Genomic DNA, 18,976 nt, shown 5'->3' with positions numbered 1-18,976 from the left:
CGCAGTCTGCGTGGTTATGAGTAATAATTAGTGCAAAATGATTTGCGTTATTGGGGGGTAAGGCCTCAAAATAACGTAAAATCGTGGTAAGACCTGCCGGGATTTAGTTGCAAATTTTTCAACATTTTATACACTACGAAAACCATCGCGAAAGCGAGTTTTGATAGGAAATTTAAGAGTATGAGCACTATCGAAGAACGCGTTAAGAAAATTATCGGCGAACAGCTGGGCGTTAAGCAGGAAGAAGTTACCAACAATGCTTCTTTCGTTGAAGACCTGGGCGCGGATTCTCTTGACACCGTTGAGCTGGTAATGGCTCTGGAAGAAGAGTTTGATACTGAGATTCCGGACGAAGAAGCTGAGAAAATCACCACCGTTCAGGCTGCCATTGATTACATCAACGGCCACCAGGCGTAAGTGAACATCTCCAGGCGGTCGTTCGACCGCCTGAGTTTTATCTTTTTGTCCCACTAGAATCATTTTTTCCCTCCCTGGAGGACAAACGTGTCTAAGCGTCGTGTAGTTGTGACCGGACTGGGCATGTTGTCTCCTGTCGGCAATACCGTAGAGTCTACCTGGAAAGCTCTGCTTGCCGGTCAGAGTGGCATCAGCCTAATCGACCATTTCGATACTAGCGCCTATGCAACGAAATTTGCTGGCTTAGTAAAGGATTTTAACTGTGAGGACATTATCTCGCGCAAAGAACAGCGCAAGATGGATGCCTTCATTCAATATGGAATTGTCGCTGGCGTTCAGGCCATGCAGGATTCTGGCCTTGAAATAACGGAAGAGAACGCAACCCGCATTGGTGCCGCAATTGGCTCCGGGATTGGCGGCCTCGGACTGATCGAAGAAAACCACACATCTCTGATGAACGGTGGTCCACGTAAGATCAGCCCATTCTTCGTTCCGTCAACGATTGTGAACATGGTGGCAGGTCATCTGACTATCATGTATGGCCTGCGTGGCCCAAGCATCTCTATCGCGACCGCCTGTACTTCCGGCGTGCACAACATTGGCCATGCTGCGCGTATTATCGCGTATGGCGATGCTGACGTGATGGTTGCAGGTGGCGCAGAGAAAGCCAGTACGCCGCTGGGCGTTGGTGGTTTTGGCGCGGCACGTGCATTATCTACCCGCAATGATAACCCGCAAGCGGCGAGCCGCCCGTGGGATAAAGAGCGTGATGGTTTCGTACTGGGCGATGGTGCCGGTATGCTGGTACTTGAAGAGTACGAACACGCGAAAAAACGCGGTGCGAAAATTTACGCTGAACTCGTCGGCTTTGGTATGAGCAGCGATGCTTATCATATGACGTCACCGCCAGAAAATGGCGCAGGCGCAGCTCTGGCAATGGCAAATGCTTTGCGTGATGCAGGCATTGAAGCGAGTCAGATTGGCTACGTTAACGCACACGGTACTTCTACTCCGGCTGGCGATAAAGCTGAAGCGCAGGCGGTGAAAACCATCTTCGGTGAAGCTGCAAGCCGTGTGTTGGTAAGCTCCACGAAATCTATGACCGGTCACCTGTTAGGTGCGGCGGGTGCAGTAGAATCTATCTACTCCATCCTGGCGCTGCGCGATCAGGCTGTTCCGCCAACCATTAACCTGGATAACCCGGATGAAGGTTGCGATCTGGATTTCGTACCGTACGAAGCGCGTCAGGTCAGCGGAATGGAATACACGCTGTGTAACTCCTTCGGCTTCGGTGGCACTAATGGTTCTTTGATCTTTAAAAAGATCTAAGTTGTCATTTTCCACCCTTATAAAAGGTCCGCTTGCGGGCCTTTTTTCTTAGCTTTTATTCCGACTTGTTCCGTAGTGAACATGCTGCCACACTAACAATTCTCTGATAAGGAGCCGGTATGTTCTTAATTAACGGTCATAAGCAGGAATCGCTGGCAGTAAGCGATCGGGCAACGCAGTTTGGTGATGGTTGTTTTACCACCGCCAGAGTTATCGACGGTAAAGTCAGTTTGTTATCGGCGCATATCCAGCGACTACAGGATGCTTGTCAGCGGTTGATGATTTCCTGTGACTTCTGGCCTCAGCTTGAACAAGAGATGAAAACGCTGGCAGCAGAACAGCAAAATGGTGTACTGAAAGTCGTGATCAGTCGCGGTAGTGGCGGGCGAGGGTACAGCACATTGAACAGTGGACCGGCAACGCGGATTCTCTCCGTTACGGTTTATCCCGCACATTACGACCGTTTGCGTAACGAGGGGATGACGTTGGCGCTAAGCCCGGTGCGGCTGGGGCGCAATCCTCATCTTGCAGGTATTAAACATCTTAATCGGCTTGAGCAAGTATTGATCCGCTCTCATCTTGAGCAGACAAACGCTGATGAGGCGCTGGTCCTTGACAGCGAAGGGTGGGTTACGGAATGCTGTGCGGCTAATTTGTTCTGGCGGAAGGGCAACGTAGTTTATACGCCGCGACTGGATCAGGCAGGTGTTAACGGCATTATGCGACAATTCTGTATCCGTTTACTGGCACAATCCTCTTATCAGCTTGTCGAAGTGCAAGCCTCGCTGGAGGAGGCGTTGCAGGCAGATGAGATGGTTATTTGTAATGCGTTAATGCCAGTGATACCCGTACGTGCCTGTGGCGATGTCTCCTTTTCGTCAGCAACGTTATATGAATATTTAGCCCCACTTTGTGAGCGCCCGAATTAGTCATGAAAAAAGTGTTATTGATTATCTTGTTATTGCTGGTGGTACTGGGTATCGCCGCTGGTGTGGGCGTCTGGAAGGTTCGCCATCTTGCCGACAGCAAATTGCTTATCAAAGAAGAGACGATATTTACCCTGAAGCCAGGGACCGGACGTCTGGCGCTCGGTGAACATCTTTATGCCGATAAGATCATCAATCGCCCACGGGTTTTCCAATGGCTGCTGCGTATCGAACCGGATCTTTCTCACTTTAAAGCCGGGACTTACCGCTTTACACCGCAGATGACCGTGCGCGAGATGCTGAAATTGCTGGAAAGCGGTAAAGAAGCACAGTTCCCTCTGCGACTGGTAGAAGGGATGCGTCTGAGCGATTACCTCAAGCAATTGCGTGAGGCCCCGTATATCAAGCACACGCTGAGCGACGATAAGTACGCCACCGTAGCGCAGGCACTTGAACTGGAAAACCCGGAGTGGATTGAAGGTTGGTTCTGGCCAGACACCTGGATGTATACCGCCAATACCACCGATGTCGCGTTACTCAAGCGAGCGCACAAGAAAATGGTGAAAGCGGTCGATAGCGCCTGGGAAGGGCGTGCGGACGGTCTGCCTTATAAAGATAAAAACCAGTTGGTGACGATGGCATCAATTATCGAAAAAGAAACCGCCGTTGCCAGTGAACGCGATCAGGTTGCCTCAGTATTTATCAACCGTTTACGCATTGGTATGCGCCTGCAGACCGACCCGACCGTGATTTACGGGATGGGAGAGCGTTATAATGGCAAACTTTCTCGTGCAGACCTGGAAACGCCGACAGCGTATAACACCTATACCATTACCGGTCTGCCGCCAGGTGCGATAGCGACGCCGGGGGCGGATTCGCTGAAGGCTGCTGCGCATCCGGCAAAAACGCCGTATCTCTATTTTGTGGCCGATGGTAAAGGTGGTCACACGTTTAATACCAATCTTGCCAGTCATAACAAGTCTGTGCAGGATTATCTGAAAGTGCTTAAGGAAAAAAATGCGCAGTAAGTATATCGTCATTGAGGGGCTGGAAGGCGCAGGCAAAACTACCGCGCGTAACGTGGTGGTTGAGACGCTCGAGCAACTGGGTATCCGCGACATGGTTTTCACTCGGGAACCTGGCGGTACGCAACTTGCCGAAAAGTTAAGAAGCCTGGTGCTGGATATCAAATCGGTAGGCGATGAAGTCATTACCGATAAAGCCGAAGTTCTGATGTTTTATGCCGCGCGCGTTCAACTGGTAGAAACGGTCATCAAACCTGCGCTGGCTAACGACACCTGGGTGATTGGCGATCGCCACGATCTCTCCACTCAAGCCTATCAGGGTGGAGGACGTGGTATTGACCAACATATGCTGGCAACACTGCGTGATGCTGTTCTCGGGGATTTTCGCCCCGACTTAACGCTCTATCTCGATGTTACCCCGGAGGTTGGCTTAAAACGCGCGCGTGCGCGCGGCGAGCTGGATCGTATTGAGCAAGAGTCTTTCGATTTCTTTAATCGCACCCGCGCCCGCTATCTGGAACTGGCAGCACAAGATAAAAGCATTCATACCATTGATGCCACCCAGCCGCTGGAGGCCGTGATGGATGCAATCCGCACTACCGTGACCAACTGGGTGAAGGAGTTGGACGCATGAGATGGTATCCATGGTTACGACCTGATTTCGAAAAACTGGTAGCCAGCTATCAGGCCGGAAGAGGTCACCATGCGCTACTCATTCAGGCGTTACCGGGCATGGGCGATGATGCTTTAATCTACGCCCTGAGCCGTTATTTACTCTGCCAACAACCGCAGGGCCACAAAAGTTGCGGTCACTGTCGTGGATGTCAGTTGATGCAGGCTGGCACGCATCCCGATTATTACACCCTGGCTCCCGAAAAAGGGAAAAATGCGCTGGGCATTGATGCGGTACGTGAAGTCACCGAAAAGTTAAATGAGCACGCACGCTTAGGTGGTGCGAAAGTTGTATGGGTAACCGATGCTGCCTTACTGACCGACGCCGCGGCTAACGCATTGCTGAAAACGCTTGAAGAGCCACCAGCAGAAACCTGGTTTTTCCTGGCTACCCGCGAGCCTGAACGTTTACTGGCAACATTACGTAGTCGTTGTCGGTTACATTACCTTGCGCCGCCGCCGGAACAGTACGCCGTGACCTGGCTTTCACGCGAAGTGACAATGTCACAGGATGCACTACTTGCCGCATTGCGCTTAAGCGCCGGTTCGCCTGGGGCGGCACTGGCGTTGTTTCAGGGAGATAACTGGCAGGCTCGTGAAACATTGTGTCAGGCGCTGGCATATAGCGTGCAATCGGGCGACTGGTATTCGCTGCTAGCGGCCCTTAATCATGAACAAGCTCCGGCGCGTTTACACTGGCTGGCAACGTTGCTGATGGATGCGCTAAAACGCCATCATGGCGCTGCGCAGGTGACCAATGTTGATGTGCCGGGCCTGGTCGTCGAACTGGCAAATCATCTTTCTCCCTCGCGCCTGCAGGCTATACTGGGGGATGTTTGCCACATTCGTGAACAGTTAATGTCTGTCACAGGCATCAACCGCGAGCTTCTCATCACCGATCTTTTACTGCGTATTGAGCATTACCTGCAACCGGGCGTTGTGCTACCGGTTCCTCATCTTTAAGAGAGACATCATGTTTTTAGTCGACTCACACTGCCATCTCGATGGACTGGATTATGAATCTTTGCATAAGGACGTGGATGACGTTCTGGCGAAAGCCGCCGCACGCGATGTGAAATTTTGTCTGGCAGTCGCCACAACATTACCGGGTTATTTACACATGCGGGATCTGGTAGGCGAACGTGACAACGTCGTATTTTCTTGTGGCGTGCATCCACTCAACCAGAATGATCCCTACGATGTAGAAGATTTACGCCGTCTGGCGGCAGAAGAGGGCGTTGTTGCGCTGGGTGAAACCGGGTTGGATTATTATTACACGCCGGAAACTAAAGTACGGCAGCAAGAGTCCTTCATCCATCATATCCAGATTGGTCGTGAACTGAACAAGCCGGTTATCGTCCACACCCGTGACGCCCGCGCCGATACGCTGGCAATTCTGCGCGAAGAAAAAGTGACGGATTGCGGTGGCGTACTACACTGTTTTACAGAGGACAGAGAAACGGCGGGAAAATTACTGGATCTCGGATTTTACATCTCCTTTTCCGGCATTGTGACCTTCCGTAATGCGGAGCAACTGCGCGATGCCGCGCGTTATGTCCCCCTGGATCGGTTACTGGTAGAAACTGACTCACCTTACCTTGCACCGGTTCCGCATCGAGGAAAAGAGAATCAACCTGCGATGGTTCGTGACGTTGCAGAATACATGGCTGTGTTGAAAGGTGTTGCCGTTGAAGAACTGGCGCAGGTAACCACCGATAACTTCGCCCGTCTGTTTCACATCGATGCTTCCCGCCTTCAATCCATCCGTTGAATGAGTTTTTTTAAAGCTCGTAATTAATGGCTAAAACGAGTAAAGTTCACCGCCGAAAATTGGGCGGTGAATAACCACGTTTGAAATATTGTGACATATGTTTTGTCAAAATGTGCAACTTCTCCAATGATCTGAAGTTGAAACGTGATAGCCGTCAAACAAATTGGCACTGAATTATTTTACTCTGTGTAATAAATAAAGGGCGCTTAGATGCCCTGTATACGGCGAGGCTCTCCCCCCTTGCCACGCGTGAGAACGTAAAAAAGCACCCATACTCAGGAGCACTCTCAATTATGTTTAAGAATGCATTTGCTAACCTGCAAAAGGTCGGTAAATCGCTGATGCTGCCGGTATCCGTACTGCCTATCGCAGGTATTCTGCTGGGCGTCGGTTCCGCGAATTTCAGCTGGCTGCCCGCCGTTGTATCGCATGTTATGGCAGAAGCAGGCGGTTCCGTCTTTGCAAACATGCCACTGATTTTTGCGATCGGTGTCGCCCTCGGCTTTACCAATAACGATGGCGTATCCGCGCTGGCTGCAGTTGTTGCCTATGGCATCATGGTTAAAACCATGGCCGTGGTTGCGCCACTGGTACTGCATTTACCTGCTGAAGAAATCGCCTCTAAACACCTGGCGGATACTGGCGTACTCGGAGGGATTATCTCCGGTGCGATTGCAGCGTATATGTTTAACCGTTTCTACCGTATTAAGCTGCCTGAGTATCTTGGCTTCTTTGCCGGTAAACGCTTTGTGCCGATCATTTCTGGCCTGGCTGCCATCTTTACTGGCGTTGTGCTGTCCTTCATTTGGCCGCCGATTGGTTCTGCAATCCAGACCTTCTCTCAGTGGGCTGCTTACCAGAACCCGGTAGTTGCGTTTGGCATTTACGGTTTCATCGAACGTTGCCTGGTACCGTTTGGTCTGCACCACATCTGGAACGTACCTTTCCAGATGCAAATTGGTGAATACACCAACGCAGCAGGTCAGGTTTTCCACGGCGACATTCCGCGTTATATGGCGGGTGACCCGACTGCGGGTAAACTGTCTGGTGGCTTCCTGTTCAAAATGTACGGTCTGCCAGCTGCCGCAATTGCTATCTGGCACTCTGCTAAACCAGAAAACCGCGCGAAAGTGGGCGGTATTATGATCTCCGCGGCGCTGACCTCGTTCCTGACCGGTATCACCGAGCCGATCGAGTTCTCCTTCATGTTCGTTGCGCCGATCCTGTACATCATCCACGCGATTCTGGCAGGCCTGGCATTCCCAATCTGTATTCTTCTGGGGATGCGTGACGGTACGTCGTTCTCGCACGGTCTGATCGACTTCATTGTTCTGTCTGGTAACAGCAGCAAACTGTGGCTGTTCCCGATCGTCGGTATCGGTTATGCAATTGTTTACTACACCATCTTCCGCGTGCTGATTAAAGCACTGGATCTGAAAACGCCGGGTCGTGAAGATGCGACTGAAGATGCAAAAGCGACAGGTACCAGCGAAATGGCACCGGCTCTGGTTGCTGCATTTGGTGGTAAAGAAAATATTACTAACCTCGACGCATGTATTACCCGTCTGCGCGTCAGCGTTGCTGATGTGTCTAAAGTGGATCAGGCTGGCCTGAAGAAACTGGGCGCAGCGGGCGTAGTGGTTGCTGGTTCTGGTGTTCAGGCGATTTTCGGTACTAAATCCGATAACCTGAAAACCGAGATGGATGAGTACATCCGTAACCACTAATCCGTAAGACGTTGGGGAGACTAAGGCAGCCGGATGGCTGCCTTTTTTACAGGTGTTATTCAGAATTGATACGTGCCGGTAATGCTGAAATTACGCGGTGCGCCGTAGACGATAGAACCTTCCACGTTGGTATCGTAGGTTTTGTCGAACAGGTTATTGACGTTCCCCTGTAACGAGAAGTTTTTCGTCACCTGGTAGCGGGTGAAGAGATCCACCAGCGCGTAGCTACCTTGCTCGGCGCGGAAGGTGCCATACGGCGTCACGGTGTCGGTATACACGCGATTTTGCCAGTTAACACCACCGCCGACCGTCAACTCTGGCATGACAGGCAACCGATAGCTGGTGAACATTTTAACCGTGGTGCGTGGCAGATTAGGATTAACGGCGTTTCCTTCGTTATCCTCTGCAATATAGCGCGTTGCGCCAAACGTCAGCTGCCAGTTGTCGGTAATTGCGCCGTTGAGTTCAAATTCCACACCTTTACTGACTGTCCCATCCACCGCTTTATAGGCGGTTTCGCCGTTGCTGCCGGGGATAGGTGTACCAGTGGACTGAGCGACATTATCCTGCTCAATACGGAAGATGGCTAACGTGGTGGTCAGACGGCTATTCATCCAGTCCGATTTCAGACCCAGCTCGTAGTTGTTACCGGTGATTGGAGCCAGATATTTGCCTGAACTGTCACGATCATTTTGCGGCTGGAAAATAGAGGTATAGCTGGCGTAGGTCGACCAGTTGTCATTGATGTCAAACACCAGACCAGCGTAAGGCGTGGTGTGGTTTTTCTCCATGCTGTAAGTCAGCGTATCAACCCGCCAGTTGGTATAACGTGCGCCGAGGATCAGATGCAGCGGATCGGCAAGGGTGACACGAGTGGCAGCATATAACGATTTCATATGTGTGGTATCGTCCTGCGCCAGGCTCTGTGGTGACCAGTCGGTTTGTGGGAAATTGCCATTAAAGTTGTAGAAACTGCCAATTTCATCCGGGAAGATGTTTGCCCATGAACTGAAGTAACGATTGTTTTGTTTGCTGTAACTGCCACCAAACATTAGATTGTGCTGACGACCAAACAATTCATAACTACCGTCAGCAAACAAATCCAGCGCATCAACTTTACGTTTGCCGCTGTTCCAACCGGTGCCGCCGACATAATCAAAGCCAGGTCCATAATTACTGTATGGCCCAACCAGCATACCATCCGCTTTATTTACATAGGCATCGACATACATCATTTTGCTGTCAAATTCGACTTCGGAGTGGGTGGCATTCAGTGTCGCTTGCCAGGTATCAGCAAACCGCTGCTTGAGGGTCATAAAGACCTTGTTGATCTCTTTATCGTTATACGCCCAGTCAGGTGCGGTACTGCGCGCGCGATCGTAACTGTTGCCGCTGCCATCAGTATTCCAGCGCGGTAAACCGCCCCACGTTGGGCTATTAACATCAATGCGCTGATATTCGTAACCGGCTGAAAGCGTCGTAAGATCGCCTAAATCAGCATCAACAATGCCGGAGAAGAAGGTCTTTTCACTGTTGTAGCGGTCCAGCCATGAGTCGTTATTCTGGTAGCCGCCGACAATTCGCGCGCGGATTTTACCATCTTCGGTGAGTGGACTTTGTAAATCCGCCACATACCGTTCTTTGTTCCAGCTACCGTATTCCGCCGAGACATCGCCTTTAAATTCACGACTGGTCGCGTGTTTTCGAACCATATTAATTGCCGCAGATGGATTACCCGTCCCGGTCATGAGTCCTGTCGCGCCACGCACTACTTCTACGCGTTCAAACAGTGCCATATCAGAAAGTGCGTCGCCCAGATTCCAGCGCGATTCAAAATAGGTGGGGATACCATCAACCATATAGTTATCGATCTGGAATCCGCGGGAATAATAAAGAGCACGATCGGAATCCGCCTGACTTTTGCTGATCCCCAGCGTGTTTTCCATCACTTCGCCCAGCGTTTGTAACTGCTGATCTTCCATCCGCTGCTGGCTAACAATAGTGACCGACTGAGGAATATCACGTTGAGTCATCTGCATTTTGGTACCTGCAGAGGTAGACGTTACGCTGTAATCATTTTTGCCATCATCTGGAGCTGTGGCTGAACCCTCAACAATCACCGTTTCTTCAGTGGCTGGTGCAGCAAAAGCGGCAGAAGGTAATAGTGCCAGTACAATGCAACCGGCAAGTAGTGACGGTTTGGTGATGGCTTGATATTGATTATCCCTGTTAAATTGTGTTGAAAGCATTTGAAATCTCTTAGTTTATGTTGTCGTCAGGCTCATGCCGGAGCAGGGTGATGAGCGGTTATATTTAGTGTGCGAATAATTTTGCATGTAAATGCAAATGAGAAATATACGCATTCATATTTGACGTGTAAACCAAACAGAGAATGTCTTTTCAGCGCATTCGCAGGCAGAAATGGGAATAATGGCGATATATACGGCAGCAAAACGATTTTTTGCTTAAGAAATCGTGAGTTAAGGTTGAAAGAGCAGGTTTAACTCGACCATACTCTATACTCGCAGTGTGGCGCGGCGTAGCATGGCGCAACGCATGGCTATTTGAAAAAGGAAAATGTCGTGGCAGAAGAAACTATATTTAGCAAAATTATTCGTCGTGAGATCCCCTCCGATATCGTCTACCAGGATGATCTGGTAACGGCGTTTCGCGATATTTCGCCGCAAGCGCCAACGCATATTCTGATCATTCCAAATATCCTCATTCCAACTGTGAACGACGTGTCTGCTGAGCATGAGCAGGCGCTGGGACGCATGATCACCGTAGCGGCAAAAATTGCTGAGCAAGAAGGTATTGCCGAAGATGGCTATCGTCTGATCATGAACACCAACCGCCACGGCGGACAAGAGGTTTACCACATCCATATGCACTTGTTGGGTGGCCGTCCGCTGGGACCAATGCTGGCGCATAAAGGTCTGTAACGATGAGAAAAGGATGCTTTGGGCTGGTGTCTCTGGCGTTGTTAGTGCTGGTGGGCTGTCGTTCACATCCGGAAATTCCGGTGAATGATGAGCAATCGCTGGTGATGGAGTCATCTTTATTGGCTGCGGGCATCAGTGCAGAAAAGCCCGTCCTTTCGACGTCTGATATTCAACCTTCAGCATCCTCAACGCTTTATAACGAAAGGCAAGAACCCGTTACCGTTCATTATCGTTTTTACTGGTATGACGCCAGAGGGCTGGAGATGCATCCTCTGGAAAGGCCACGCAGCGTTACCATTCCCGCACATTCGGCGGTAACGCTGTACGGCAGCGCCAATTTTCTGGGGGCGCACAAAGTCAGACTTTATCTATATTTGTAAGGGGTGAATCTTGATGACAAAAATGAGTCGCTACGCCTTGATTACCGCGCTGGCGATGTTTCTCGCCGGGTGTGTGGGGCAACGTGAACCTGCGCCGGTAGAAGAAGTGAAACCAGCGCCGGAACAACCAGCCGAGCCGCAACAGCCTGTCCCCACAGTGCCATCGGTGCCGACAATCCCACAACAGCCAGGCCCAATTGAGCACGAAGATCAAACTGCACCGCCTGCGCCGCATATTCGCCATTATGACTGGAATGGCGCAATGCAGCCGATGGTCAGTAAGATGCTTGGGGCTGACGGCGTGACTGCGGGTAGCGTCCTGCTGGTTGATAGCGTTAACAACCGTACTAACGGTTCGCTGAATGCCGCAGAAGCGACCGAAACGCTGCGAAATGCGCTGGCTAATAACGGTAAATTTACCCTGGTTTCCGCCCAGCAGCTGTCGATGGCGAAGCAACAGTTAGGTTTGTCGCCGCAGGACAGTTTAGGTACCCGTAGTAAAGCCATAGGCATTGCCCGCAATGTCGGCGCTCATTACGTGCTGTACTCCAGCGCCTCTGGCAACGTTAACGCTCCGACCCTACAAATGCAGCTGATGCTGGTGCAGACGGGCGAAATTATCTGGTCAGGTAAAGGTGCCGTTTCGCAGCAATAATCCCATCACGCGCGACGAATTGCTGTCGCGCTTTTTCCCGCAATTTCATCCCGTCACGACGTTTAATAGTGGGCTTAGTGGCGGGAGTTTTCTCATTGAACATCAGGGCCAGCGTTTTGTTGTGCGTCAGCCGCACGATCCTGATGCGCCGCAGTCCGCGTTCTTGCGCCAGTATCGGGCTTTATCACAACTACCCGCATGCATTGCACCGAAGCCGCATTTATATCTCCGTGACTGGATGGTAGTCGACTATCTGCCCGGCGAGGTAAAAACGTATTTGCCGGATACTAACGAACTGGCAGGCTTGCTGTATTATCTACATCAACAACCGCGTTTTGGCTGGCGAATAACGCTGTTGCCGTTACTGGAACTGTACTGGCAGCAAAGCGATCCGGCGCGGCGGACAGTGGGTTGGCTGCGAATGTTAAAACGTCTGCGCAAAGCGCGGGAACCACGGCCTTTACGCTTAAGTCCATTGCATATGGATGTCCACGCCGGAAATTTAGTGTATAGCGCGTCAGGGTTAAAACTCATCGACTGGGAGTATGCCGGAGATGGTGATATCGCGCTGGAACTGGCGGCGGTGTGGGTGGAAAATACTGACCAGCACCGGCAATTGGTCAATGACTATGCCACTCGCGCGAAGATTTACCCGGCGCAATTATGGCGTCAGGTCAGGCGATGGTTTCCCTGGCTGCTGATGCTCAAAGCAGGGTGGTTTGAGTACCGCTGGGGACAAACCGGCGATCAACAATTTATCAGGCTGGCCGATGACACCTGGCGGCAGCTATTAATAAAACAATAAGGAGAGCAGTGTGGGTCCAGTAATGTTGGATGTCGAAGGTTACGAACTGGACGCGGAAGAGCGTGAAATACTGGCGCATCCGCTGGTGGGAGGGCTGATTCTCTTTACGCGTAACTATCATGATCCTGCCCAGTTACGTGAACTGGTGCGACAGATCCGCGCAGCTTCGCGCAATCATCTGGTGGTGGCGGTAGATCAGGAAGGTGGACGCGTGCAGCGTTTTCGTGAAGGTTTTACCCGCTTGCCAGCGGCACAATCATTCGCTGCGCTGTTGGGAATGGAAGAAGGCGGAAAACTGGCGCAAGAGGCAGGTTGGTTGATGGCCAGCGAAATGATTGCTATGGATATTGATATCAGCTTTGCGCCAGTGCTGGACGTCGGGCATATCAGCGCGGCGATTGGCGAGCGTTCTTATCATGCCGATCCCGAAAAAGCCCTGGCAATTGCCAGCCGGTTTATTGATGGTATGCATGAAGCCGGAATGAAAACTACCGGGAAACACTTCCCAGGACACGGTGCAGTAACGGCAGACTCACACAAAGAAACACCGTGTGACCCACGTCCGCAAGCGGAGATTCGCGCTAAAGATATGTCGGTCTTCAGTTCCTTAATCCGCGAAAATAAACTCGACGCCATTATGCCTGCGCATGTGATCTACAGTGATGTCGATCCGCGTCCGGCTAGCGGTTCTCCCTATTGGCTGAAAACCGTTTTGCGTCAGGAACTGGGTTTTGATGGCGTGATTTTCTCTGACGATTTATCGATGGAAGGTGCCGCGATTATGGGCAGTTATGCCGAACGCGGGCAGGCATCACTGGACGCGGGTTGCGATATGATCCTGGTCTGCAATAATCGTAAAGGGGCCGTCAGCGTGTTAGATAATCTGTCACCGATCAAGGCAGAACGTGTTACACGTTTGTATCATAAAGGTTCATTTTCGCGACAGGAACTGATGGACTCGGCTCGCTGGAAAGCGATCAGCACCCGTCTGAATCAGTTACATGAACGCTGGCAGGAAGAGAAAGCAGGTCACTAACCCTGGCTTATGTGAGGAAGCGATGATTATCTATTTACACGGTTTTGACTCTAACAGTCCGGGTAACCACGAGAAAGTCTTACAATTGCAGTTTATTGACCCGGATGTACGCTTGATAAGCTACAGTACGCGGCATCCGAAACATGATATGCAGCATCTGCTCAAAGAAGTGGACAAAATGTTGCAACTGAACGTCGACGAGCGTCCGCTGATTTGCGGCGTTGGTCTGGGCGGATACTGGGCGGAACGGATTGGTTTTCTTTGCGATATCCGCCAGGTGATCTTCAACCCTAATTTGTTCCCTTATGAGAACATGGAAGGCAAGATTGATCGCCCGGAAGAGTATGCCGATATTGCCACTAAGTGTGTGACCAACTTCCGCGAAAAGAATCGCGATCGTTGTTTGGTGATTTTGTCGCGTAATGATGAAGCGCTTAACAGCCAGCGGACATCTGAAGAGCTGCATCATTATTACGAGATTGTCTGGGACGAAGAGCAGACGCACAAATTCAAGAATATCTCCCCGCATTTACAGCGTATTAAAGCGTTCAAAACCCTCGGGTAAATGCCCTCGTCGCATCAGGTAACCTTGCCGGTACCTGATGCGCATTTTATCAGGCCTATCAAACGTCCTCCATACACCCCTCACGCTATACCACTCTCATAAATTCGCTCAAATAATAAACAATAGGCTCTGTTTTTTGATCTCGCCCGGTAAAGTCGCCTATCTTTTCAGCAACAAAACTTGATTAACATCAATTTTGGTATGACCAATGCACCATTCATGTTATTCTCAATAGTGAAGAACATTTTCATTGCTGTAACCTGTTGTTAATTAAGAGCTATGTTAATAACCATTAATTAACAATTGGTTAATAAATTTAAGGGGGTCACGTTGACTACGCCATTGAAAAAAATTGTGATTGTCGGCGGCGGTGCTGGTGGGCTGGAAATGGCAACACAGCTGGGGCATAAGCTGGGACGCAAGAAAAAAGCCAAAATCACGCTGGTCGATCGTAACCACAGCCACCTGTGGAAACCGCTGCTGCACGAAGTGGCGACTGGCTCGCTTGATGAAGGCGTTGATGCGTTGAGCTATCTGGCCCATGCGCGTAATCATGGTTTCCAGTTCCAGCTGGGTTCCGTCATTGATATTGATCGTGAAGCGAAAACAATCACTATTGCAGAACTGCGCGACGAAAAAGGTGAATTGCTGGTTCCGGAACGTAAAATCGCCTATGACACCCTGGTAATGGCGCTGGGTAGCACCTCCAACGATTTCAATACGCCAGGTGTCAAAGAGAACTGCATTTTCCTCGATAACCCGCACCAGGCGCGTCGCTTCCACCAGGAGATGCTGAATCTGTTCCTGAAATACTCCGCCAACCTGGGCGCGAATGGCAAAGTGAACATTGCGATAGTCGGCGGCGGCGCGACGGGTGTAGAACTCTCCGCTGAATTGCACAACGCGGTCAAGCAACTGCACAGCTACGGTTATAAAGGTCTGACCAACGAAGCCCTGAACGTAACGCTGGTAGAAGCGGGCGAACGTATTTTGCCTGCATTACCGCCACGTATCTCTGCTGCGGCCCATAATGAGTTAACGAAACTTGGCGTTCGCGTGCTGACGCAAACCATGGTCACCAGTGCTGATGAAGGCGGCCTGCATACTAAAGATGGCGAATATATTGAGGCTGATCTGATGGTGTGGGCAGCCGGGATCAAAGCGCCAGACTTCCTGAAAGATATCGGTGGTCTTGAAACCAACCGTATCAACCAGCTGGTGGTGGAACCGACGCTGCAAACCACCCGCGATCCAGACATATACGCTATTGGCGACTGCGCGTCATGCCCGCGTCCGGAAGGGGGCTTTGTTCCGCCGCGTGCGCAGGCCGCACACCAGATGGCAACCTGCGCAATGAACAACATTCTGGCACAGATGAACGGTAAGTCGCTGAAAAATTATCAGTATAAAGATCACGGTTCTCTGGTATCGCTGTCGAACTTCTCCACCGTCGGTAGCCTGATGGGTAACCTGACGCGCGGCTCAATGATGATTGAAGGACGAATTGCGCGCTTTGTATACATCTCGCTATACCGAATGCACCAGATTGCGCTGCATGGTTACTTTAAAACTGGATTAATGATGCTGGTGGGGAGTATTAACCGCGTTATCCGTCCGCGTTTGAAGTTGCATTAATCGGCTTGTACTGGCGGATGCGGCGTAAACGCCTTATCCGCCCTGGACAAATGGTACGAGCGGTAGGCCTGATAAGACGCGTTAAGCGTCGCATCAGGCATTCCTTCAGACTCCTCCGAATCCCTAAGTATTTCCAGCCATTCCCGCGCTTTTCATCTTCTGTCTGATAGCTGCTTTTCTCCTTCGCTTGCATGATTGGCATAACAGCAAAGAAGGAGGTGTTCCCGTGAATAAATCAATGTTGGCGGGTATCGGGATTGGTGTCGCAGCTGCGTTGGGCGTAGCGGCAGTGGCCAGTCTGAACGTGTTTGAACGTGGCCCGCAATACGCTCAGGTTGTTTCTGCAACCCCAATCAAGGAAACGGTTAAAACACCGCGTCAGGAGTGTCGCAACGTCACAGTGACCCATCGTCGACCGGTGCAGGATGAAAATCGCATTACCGGGTCGGTGCTCGGCGCTGTTGCTGGCGGCGTGATAGGGCATCAGTTTGGCGGTGGTCGCGGTAAAGATGTCGCCACTGTTGTGGGGGCGCTGGGAGGTGGCTATGCCGGTAACCAGATCCAGGGCTCTCTCCAGGAAAGCGATACTTACACGACTACGCAACAGCGTTGTAAAACGGTGTATGACAAGTCAGAAAAAATGCTCGGTTATGATGTGACCTATAAGATTGGCGATCAGCAGGGCAAAATCCGCATGGACCGCGATCCGGGTACGCAGATCCCGCTAGATAGCAACGGGCAACTGATTTTGAATAACAAAGTATAACAAGGCTGTACTCTGCAATTTAGCCCCTCATTCGCTCAGGCTGAGGGGCTTTTTTTGCGACTTATTTCACCAGTTCGGGCCATAAACGCAAAGTCGTTCGGGCAATCTGCATCAGTTTTTCCAGCGATGCACCTTCGCGTGCGCTGATCGACATCCCCTGAATAATACAATTAAGGAATTCTGCCAGATGCGTCACGTCACAGTGGGTCGGGATTTCCCCGCGCGCTTGTCGTTGACATAAAAACTGCTGCAAAGTGCGCTCTTGCATCGCATGGCGTGATTTCAGCGTATTGCCGATATCTCCGGAATCCGGGGAGAGGGTGGTGCAGTTGTTGATCATAAAGCAGCCAGCCGGGGTGTCTTTGCTGGTAAAGCAGTTGGCGACGGCAGCAAAATAGTCAGCCAGCGCAGTCTCCACGCTTTTCTCTTCACAAAACAGCTGTGCTTCATGCTTAGCGGCAAAACGATCGATATAGCGGTCGAGTACGGCGCGAAATAACCCCTCTTTGTTGGTAAATTCCGCGTATAGCGTGGGCGCTTTGGCTCCGGTCGCTTCGACGAGGTCCGCAAGAGAAGTCGCTTCATAACCGTGCTGCCAGAACAATTTCATGGCCTTATCAAGCGCGGCATCCCTGTCGAACACTTTTGGGCGGCCACGGCTTTTTTTTACACATTGTGTTGAGTCAGTTGCCATGATGCCGTTGTACCTGGTGACTGTGAATGAAAGGTTATTATAAAAATAATCACCTCCGTTCACCAGTCCACAAACCATAAAAATAATTGCTTTCTATTTAACTGAAATTTAAAGATTTTTAAATTAATTAATGATTGTTATAAAAAATATCTTGTATGTGATCCAGATCACATCTATCATTTAGTTATCGATCGTTAAGTAATTGCTTGCGACGTCATTCATCTGCATAAGGCCACTATTATGAAAAACGTAAAAACCCTCATCGCTGCGGCGATTTTAAGCTCCATGTCGTTTGCCAGCTTTGCGGCTGTCGAAGTTCAGTCAACGCCAGAAGGCCAACAAAAAGTCGGTACTATCAGTGCTAACGCGGGGACAAATCTGGGATCGCTGGAAGAGCAGCTGGCGCAAAAAGCGGATGAGATGGGCGCAAAATCTTTCCGTATTACTTCTGTAACCGGTCCGAATACCCTCCATGGAACAGCAGTAATTTATAAATAAGCATTAACCCTCATTAATGCCTGCTACTGCTGAATTTTTCCCCGCGACATGCCGTGTCGCGGGGATTTTTTTTATCCAGGATTTACAGAGTTTGTGGGCTCACTTGATGACGGCGGACATCCACCGGCATCCCGGAACGGACATCCATCACATGCTGCATCACTTCAGCGTCAGTTTGCGCTGCATCTTTAAATGATTGCATTGCGCTATTCAGTGTAATTGGCAGCAGCTGCGGATCGTCATCAATCTTCTCTGACAGCGGTTGATGTACTTCAACCAGACGCGCACCGTTTGGTTCGGCAGAGACTTTAATCGGGGTGTTGATGATATTCACTTTGGTGCCTGGGGTGACCTGGCTAAAGAGTGTTTTGATATCGTCATCACGCAGACGAATACAGCCAGAACTTACCCGCATGCCAATGCCGAAATCGGCGTTCGTACCATGAAGCAAATAAACGCCGCCATAGGCCGCCAGACGAATCGCATGATGGCCCATTGGATTATCCGGTCCAGCCGGCACTACCGCAGGCAACTCAATTCCCTGTGCTTTATAACGGGCGCGGATGTTTGCCGTTGGCGTCCAGGTTGGGTTTGCACGCTTGTCAGAAACGGTGGTCACCATTGTCGGTGTCAGCGTGTCACCACCCAACTGACCAATGCCGATGGGATACACGGTTACCGAATTTTTACCCGGCGGGTAGTAATAGAGACGCAGCTCCGCAATATTGATCACAATGCCTTCGCGCGGCGCATCTGGAAGTAGGGTTTGCAACGGGATCGTTAACACGCTACCCGCGCGCGGTACGTAAGGATCAACGCCGGGGTTAGCCTGTAACAGAGCGAGAAAGCCGACGTTATATTTTTTGGCGATGGCTTCCAGAGAACCACCGTCATTTTCCACCACATGAAATTTATTTTCGCCAACCAGACGACTGCCCGCTGGCGGCAGCGGCCAGGTGTTGGCTTTTGCCGGCAGCGCCAGCACCACGGCAGCGGCGAACGTAAAAAACGTTAGCCAGCGAGAAAAACGCGTTTTGATCATCACCAAAAATCCATAATAAATATAAGGTTATTGTAATAAACAGATAAGCCTGAATTATGGATGGTGACAGTGTCGGATAGTGCAGGGAAGT

At 50.7% G+C, this 18,976-nt stretch carries 20 protein-coding genes; 17 read left to right on the top strand and 3 right to left on the bottom strand.

Annotation, left to right across the window (positions count from 1 at the left end):
- The first annotated feature begins 180 nt into the window (after positions 1-180).
- The 8 genes from acpP to ptsG all read left to right on the top strand — a co-directional run bounded on the left by acpP (position 181) and on the right by ptsG (position 7,867).
- On the top strand, positions 181-417 hold the full coding sequence (gene acpP / locus ACK8NJ_RS14270) for an acyl carrier protein (RefSeq protein ID WP_000103754.1): 237 nt from the start codon (positions 181-183) through the stop codon (positions 415-417).
- A gap of 87 nt (positions 418-504) precedes the next feature.
- On the top strand, positions 505-1,746 hold the full coding sequence (gene fabF, locus ACK8NJ_RS14265) for a beta-ketoacyl-ACP synthase II (RefSeq protein ID WP_000044681.1): 1,242 nt from the start codon (positions 505-507) through the stop codon (positions 1,744-1,746).
- Between the two features lie 119 nt (positions 1,747-1,865).
- Complete coding sequence (gene pabC, locus ACK8NJ_RS14260; RefSeq protein ID WP_411961732.1) at positions 1,866-2,675, top strand: aminodeoxychorismate lyase; 810 nt, start codon at positions 1,866-1,868, stop codon at positions 2,673-2,675.
- 2 nt (positions 2,676-2,677) lie between these two features.
- Positions 2,678-3,700: a cell division protein YceG gene (gene yceG / locus ACK8NJ_RS14255; protein WP_411961731.1), complete on the top strand. Its 1,023-nt coding sequence runs from the start codon at positions 2,678-2,680 to the stop codon at positions 3,698-3,700.
- A complete protein-coding gene (gene tmk / locus ACK8NJ_RS14250; protein WP_328180695.1) occupies positions 3,690-4,331 on the top strand; it encodes a dTMP kinase in 642 nt (213 codons plus the stop codon). The genes yceG and tmk overlap by 11 nt, the downstream gene beginning before the upstream one ends.
- The gene (gene holB, locus ACK8NJ_RS14245; protein ID WP_001267922.1) at positions 4,328-5,332 is read left to right on the top strand and encodes a DNA polymerase III subunit delta'; all 1,005 of its coding nucleotides are present in this window, start codon (positions 4,328-4,330) and stop codon (positions 5,330-5,332) included. The genes tmk and holB overlap by 4 nt, the downstream gene beginning before the upstream one ends.
- A 10-nt stretch (positions 5,333-5,342) precedes the next feature.
- Positions 5,343-6,140, top strand: a complete 798-nt coding sequence (locus tag ACK8NJ_RS14240) for a metal-dependent hydrolase (RefSeq protein WP_000480245.1) — start codon at positions 5,343-5,345, stop codon at positions 6,138-6,140.
- A 293-nt stretch (positions 6,141-6,433) separates the two neighbouring features.
- The gene (ptsG, locus tag ACK8NJ_RS14235) at positions 6,434-7,867 is read left to right on the top strand and encodes a PTS glucose transporter subunit IIBC (protein ID WP_000475719.1); all 1,434 of its coding nucleotides are present in this window, start codon (positions 6,434-6,436) and stop codon (positions 7,865-7,867) included.
- A 59-nt stretch (positions 7,868-7,926) separates the two neighbouring features.
- On the opposite strand, the gene fhuE is transcribed toward ptsG, so the two are convergent.
- The gene (fhuE, locus tag ACK8NJ_RS14230) at positions 7,927-10,116 is read right to left on the bottom strand and encodes a ferric-rhodotorulic acid/ferric-coprogen receptor FhuE (RefSeq protein ID WP_000953476.1); all 2,190 of its coding nucleotides are present in this window, start codon (positions 10,114-10,116) and stop codon (positions 7,927-7,929) included.
- Positions 10,117-10,449: 333 nt separating this feature from the next.
- Here fhuE and hinT point away from each other — a divergent pair, with 333 nt between their 5' ends.
- The 8 genes from hinT to ACK8NJ_RS14190 all read left to right on the top strand — a co-directional run bounded on the left by hinT (position 10,450) and on the right by ACK8NJ_RS14190 (position 16,651).
- Complete coding sequence (gene hinT, locus ACK8NJ_RS14225; protein WP_000807125.1) at positions 10,450-10,809, top strand: purine nucleoside phosphoramidase; 360 nt, start codon at positions 10,450-10,452, stop codon at positions 10,807-10,809.
- Positions 10,810-10,811: 2 nt separating this feature from the next.
- Positions 10,812-11,189 carry a YcfL family protein gene (locus ACK8NJ_RS14220; RefSeq protein ID WP_001225291.1) on the top strand — a complete coding sequence of 126 codons (378 nt, stop codon included), beginning with the start codon at positions 10,812-10,814 and terminating at the stop codon, positions 11,187-11,189.
- Between the two features lie 13 nt (positions 11,190-11,202).
- Positions 11,203-11,844, top strand: a complete 642-nt coding sequence (lpoB, locus tag ACK8NJ_RS14215) for a penicillin-binding protein activator LpoB (protein WP_000164439.1) — start codon at positions 11,203-11,205, stop codon at positions 11,842-11,844.
- Entirely contained in the window at positions 11,825-12,649 is an 825-nt protein-coding gene (gene thiK, locus ACK8NJ_RS14210) for a thiamine kinase (RefSeq protein ID WP_001116573.1), read from the top strand. The genes lpoB and thiK overlap by 20 nt, the downstream gene beginning before the upstream one ends.
- 10 nt (positions 12,650-12,659) lie before the next feature.
- The gene (gene nagZ, locus ACK8NJ_RS14205; RefSeq protein WP_000529285.1) at positions 12,660-13,685 is read left to right on the top strand and encodes a beta-N-acetylhexosaminidase; all 1,026 of its coding nucleotides are present in this window, start codon (positions 12,660-12,662) and stop codon (positions 13,683-13,685) included.
- Positions 13,686-13,707: 22 nt separating this feature from the next.
- On the top strand, positions 13,708-14,250 hold the full coding sequence (gene ycfP / locus ACK8NJ_RS14200; RefSeq protein ID WP_000587933.1) for an alpha/beta hydrolase YcfP: 543 nt from the start codon (positions 13,708-13,710) through the stop codon (positions 14,248-14,250).
- Between the two features lie 330 nt (positions 14,251-14,580).
- A complete protein-coding gene (gene ndh / locus ACK8NJ_RS14195) occupies positions 14,581-15,885 on the top strand; it encodes an NADH-quinone dehydrogenase (RefSeq protein ID WP_044782039.1) in 1,305 nt (434 codons plus the stop codon).
- A 226-nt stretch (positions 15,886-16,111) separates the two neighbouring features.
- A complete protein-coding gene (locus tag ACK8NJ_RS14190) occupies positions 16,112-16,651 on the top strand; it encodes a glycine zipper 2TM domain-containing protein (protein ID WP_001043459.1) in 540 nt (179 codons plus the stop codon).
- Between the two features lie 61 nt (positions 16,652-16,712).
- On the opposite strand, the gene comR is transcribed toward ACK8NJ_RS14190, so the two are convergent.
- Positions 16,713-17,345 carry a TetR family copper-responsive transcriptional repressor ComR gene (gene comR / locus ACK8NJ_RS14185; protein WP_001578163.1) on the bottom strand — a complete coding sequence of 211 codons (633 nt, stop codon included), beginning with the start codon at positions 17,343-17,345 and terminating at the stop codon, positions 16,713-16,715.
- A gap of 240 nt (positions 17,346-17,585) precedes the next feature.
- On the opposite strand from comR, the gene bhsA reads away from it, so the two are divergent.
- Positions 17,586-17,843: a multiple stress resistance protein BhsA gene (bhsA, locus tag ACK8NJ_RS14180; protein WP_000800153.1), complete on the top strand. Its 258-nt coding sequence runs from the start codon at positions 17,586-17,588 to the stop codon at positions 17,841-17,843.
- Positions 17,844-17,925: 82 nt separating this feature from the next.
- Here the strand turns inward: bhsA and ldtC are convergent, their stop codons facing one another.
- A complete protein-coding gene (ldtC, locus tag ACK8NJ_RS14175) occupies positions 17,926-18,888 on the bottom strand; it encodes a L,D-transpeptidase LdtC (RefSeq protein WP_001469339.1) in 963 nt (320 codons plus the stop codon).
- Positions 18,889-18,976: the final 88 nt, after the last annotated feature.

Source organism: Escherichia sp. F1 (assembly GCF_046764225.1).
Taxonomy (GTDB): Bacteria; Pseudomonadota; Gammaproteobacteria; order Enterobacterales; family Enterobacteriaceae; genus Escherichia; species Escherichia coli.
The sequence above is the reverse complement of the archived record's forward strand: the minus strand, read 5'-3'. Positions and strand labels throughout refer to the sequence as shown.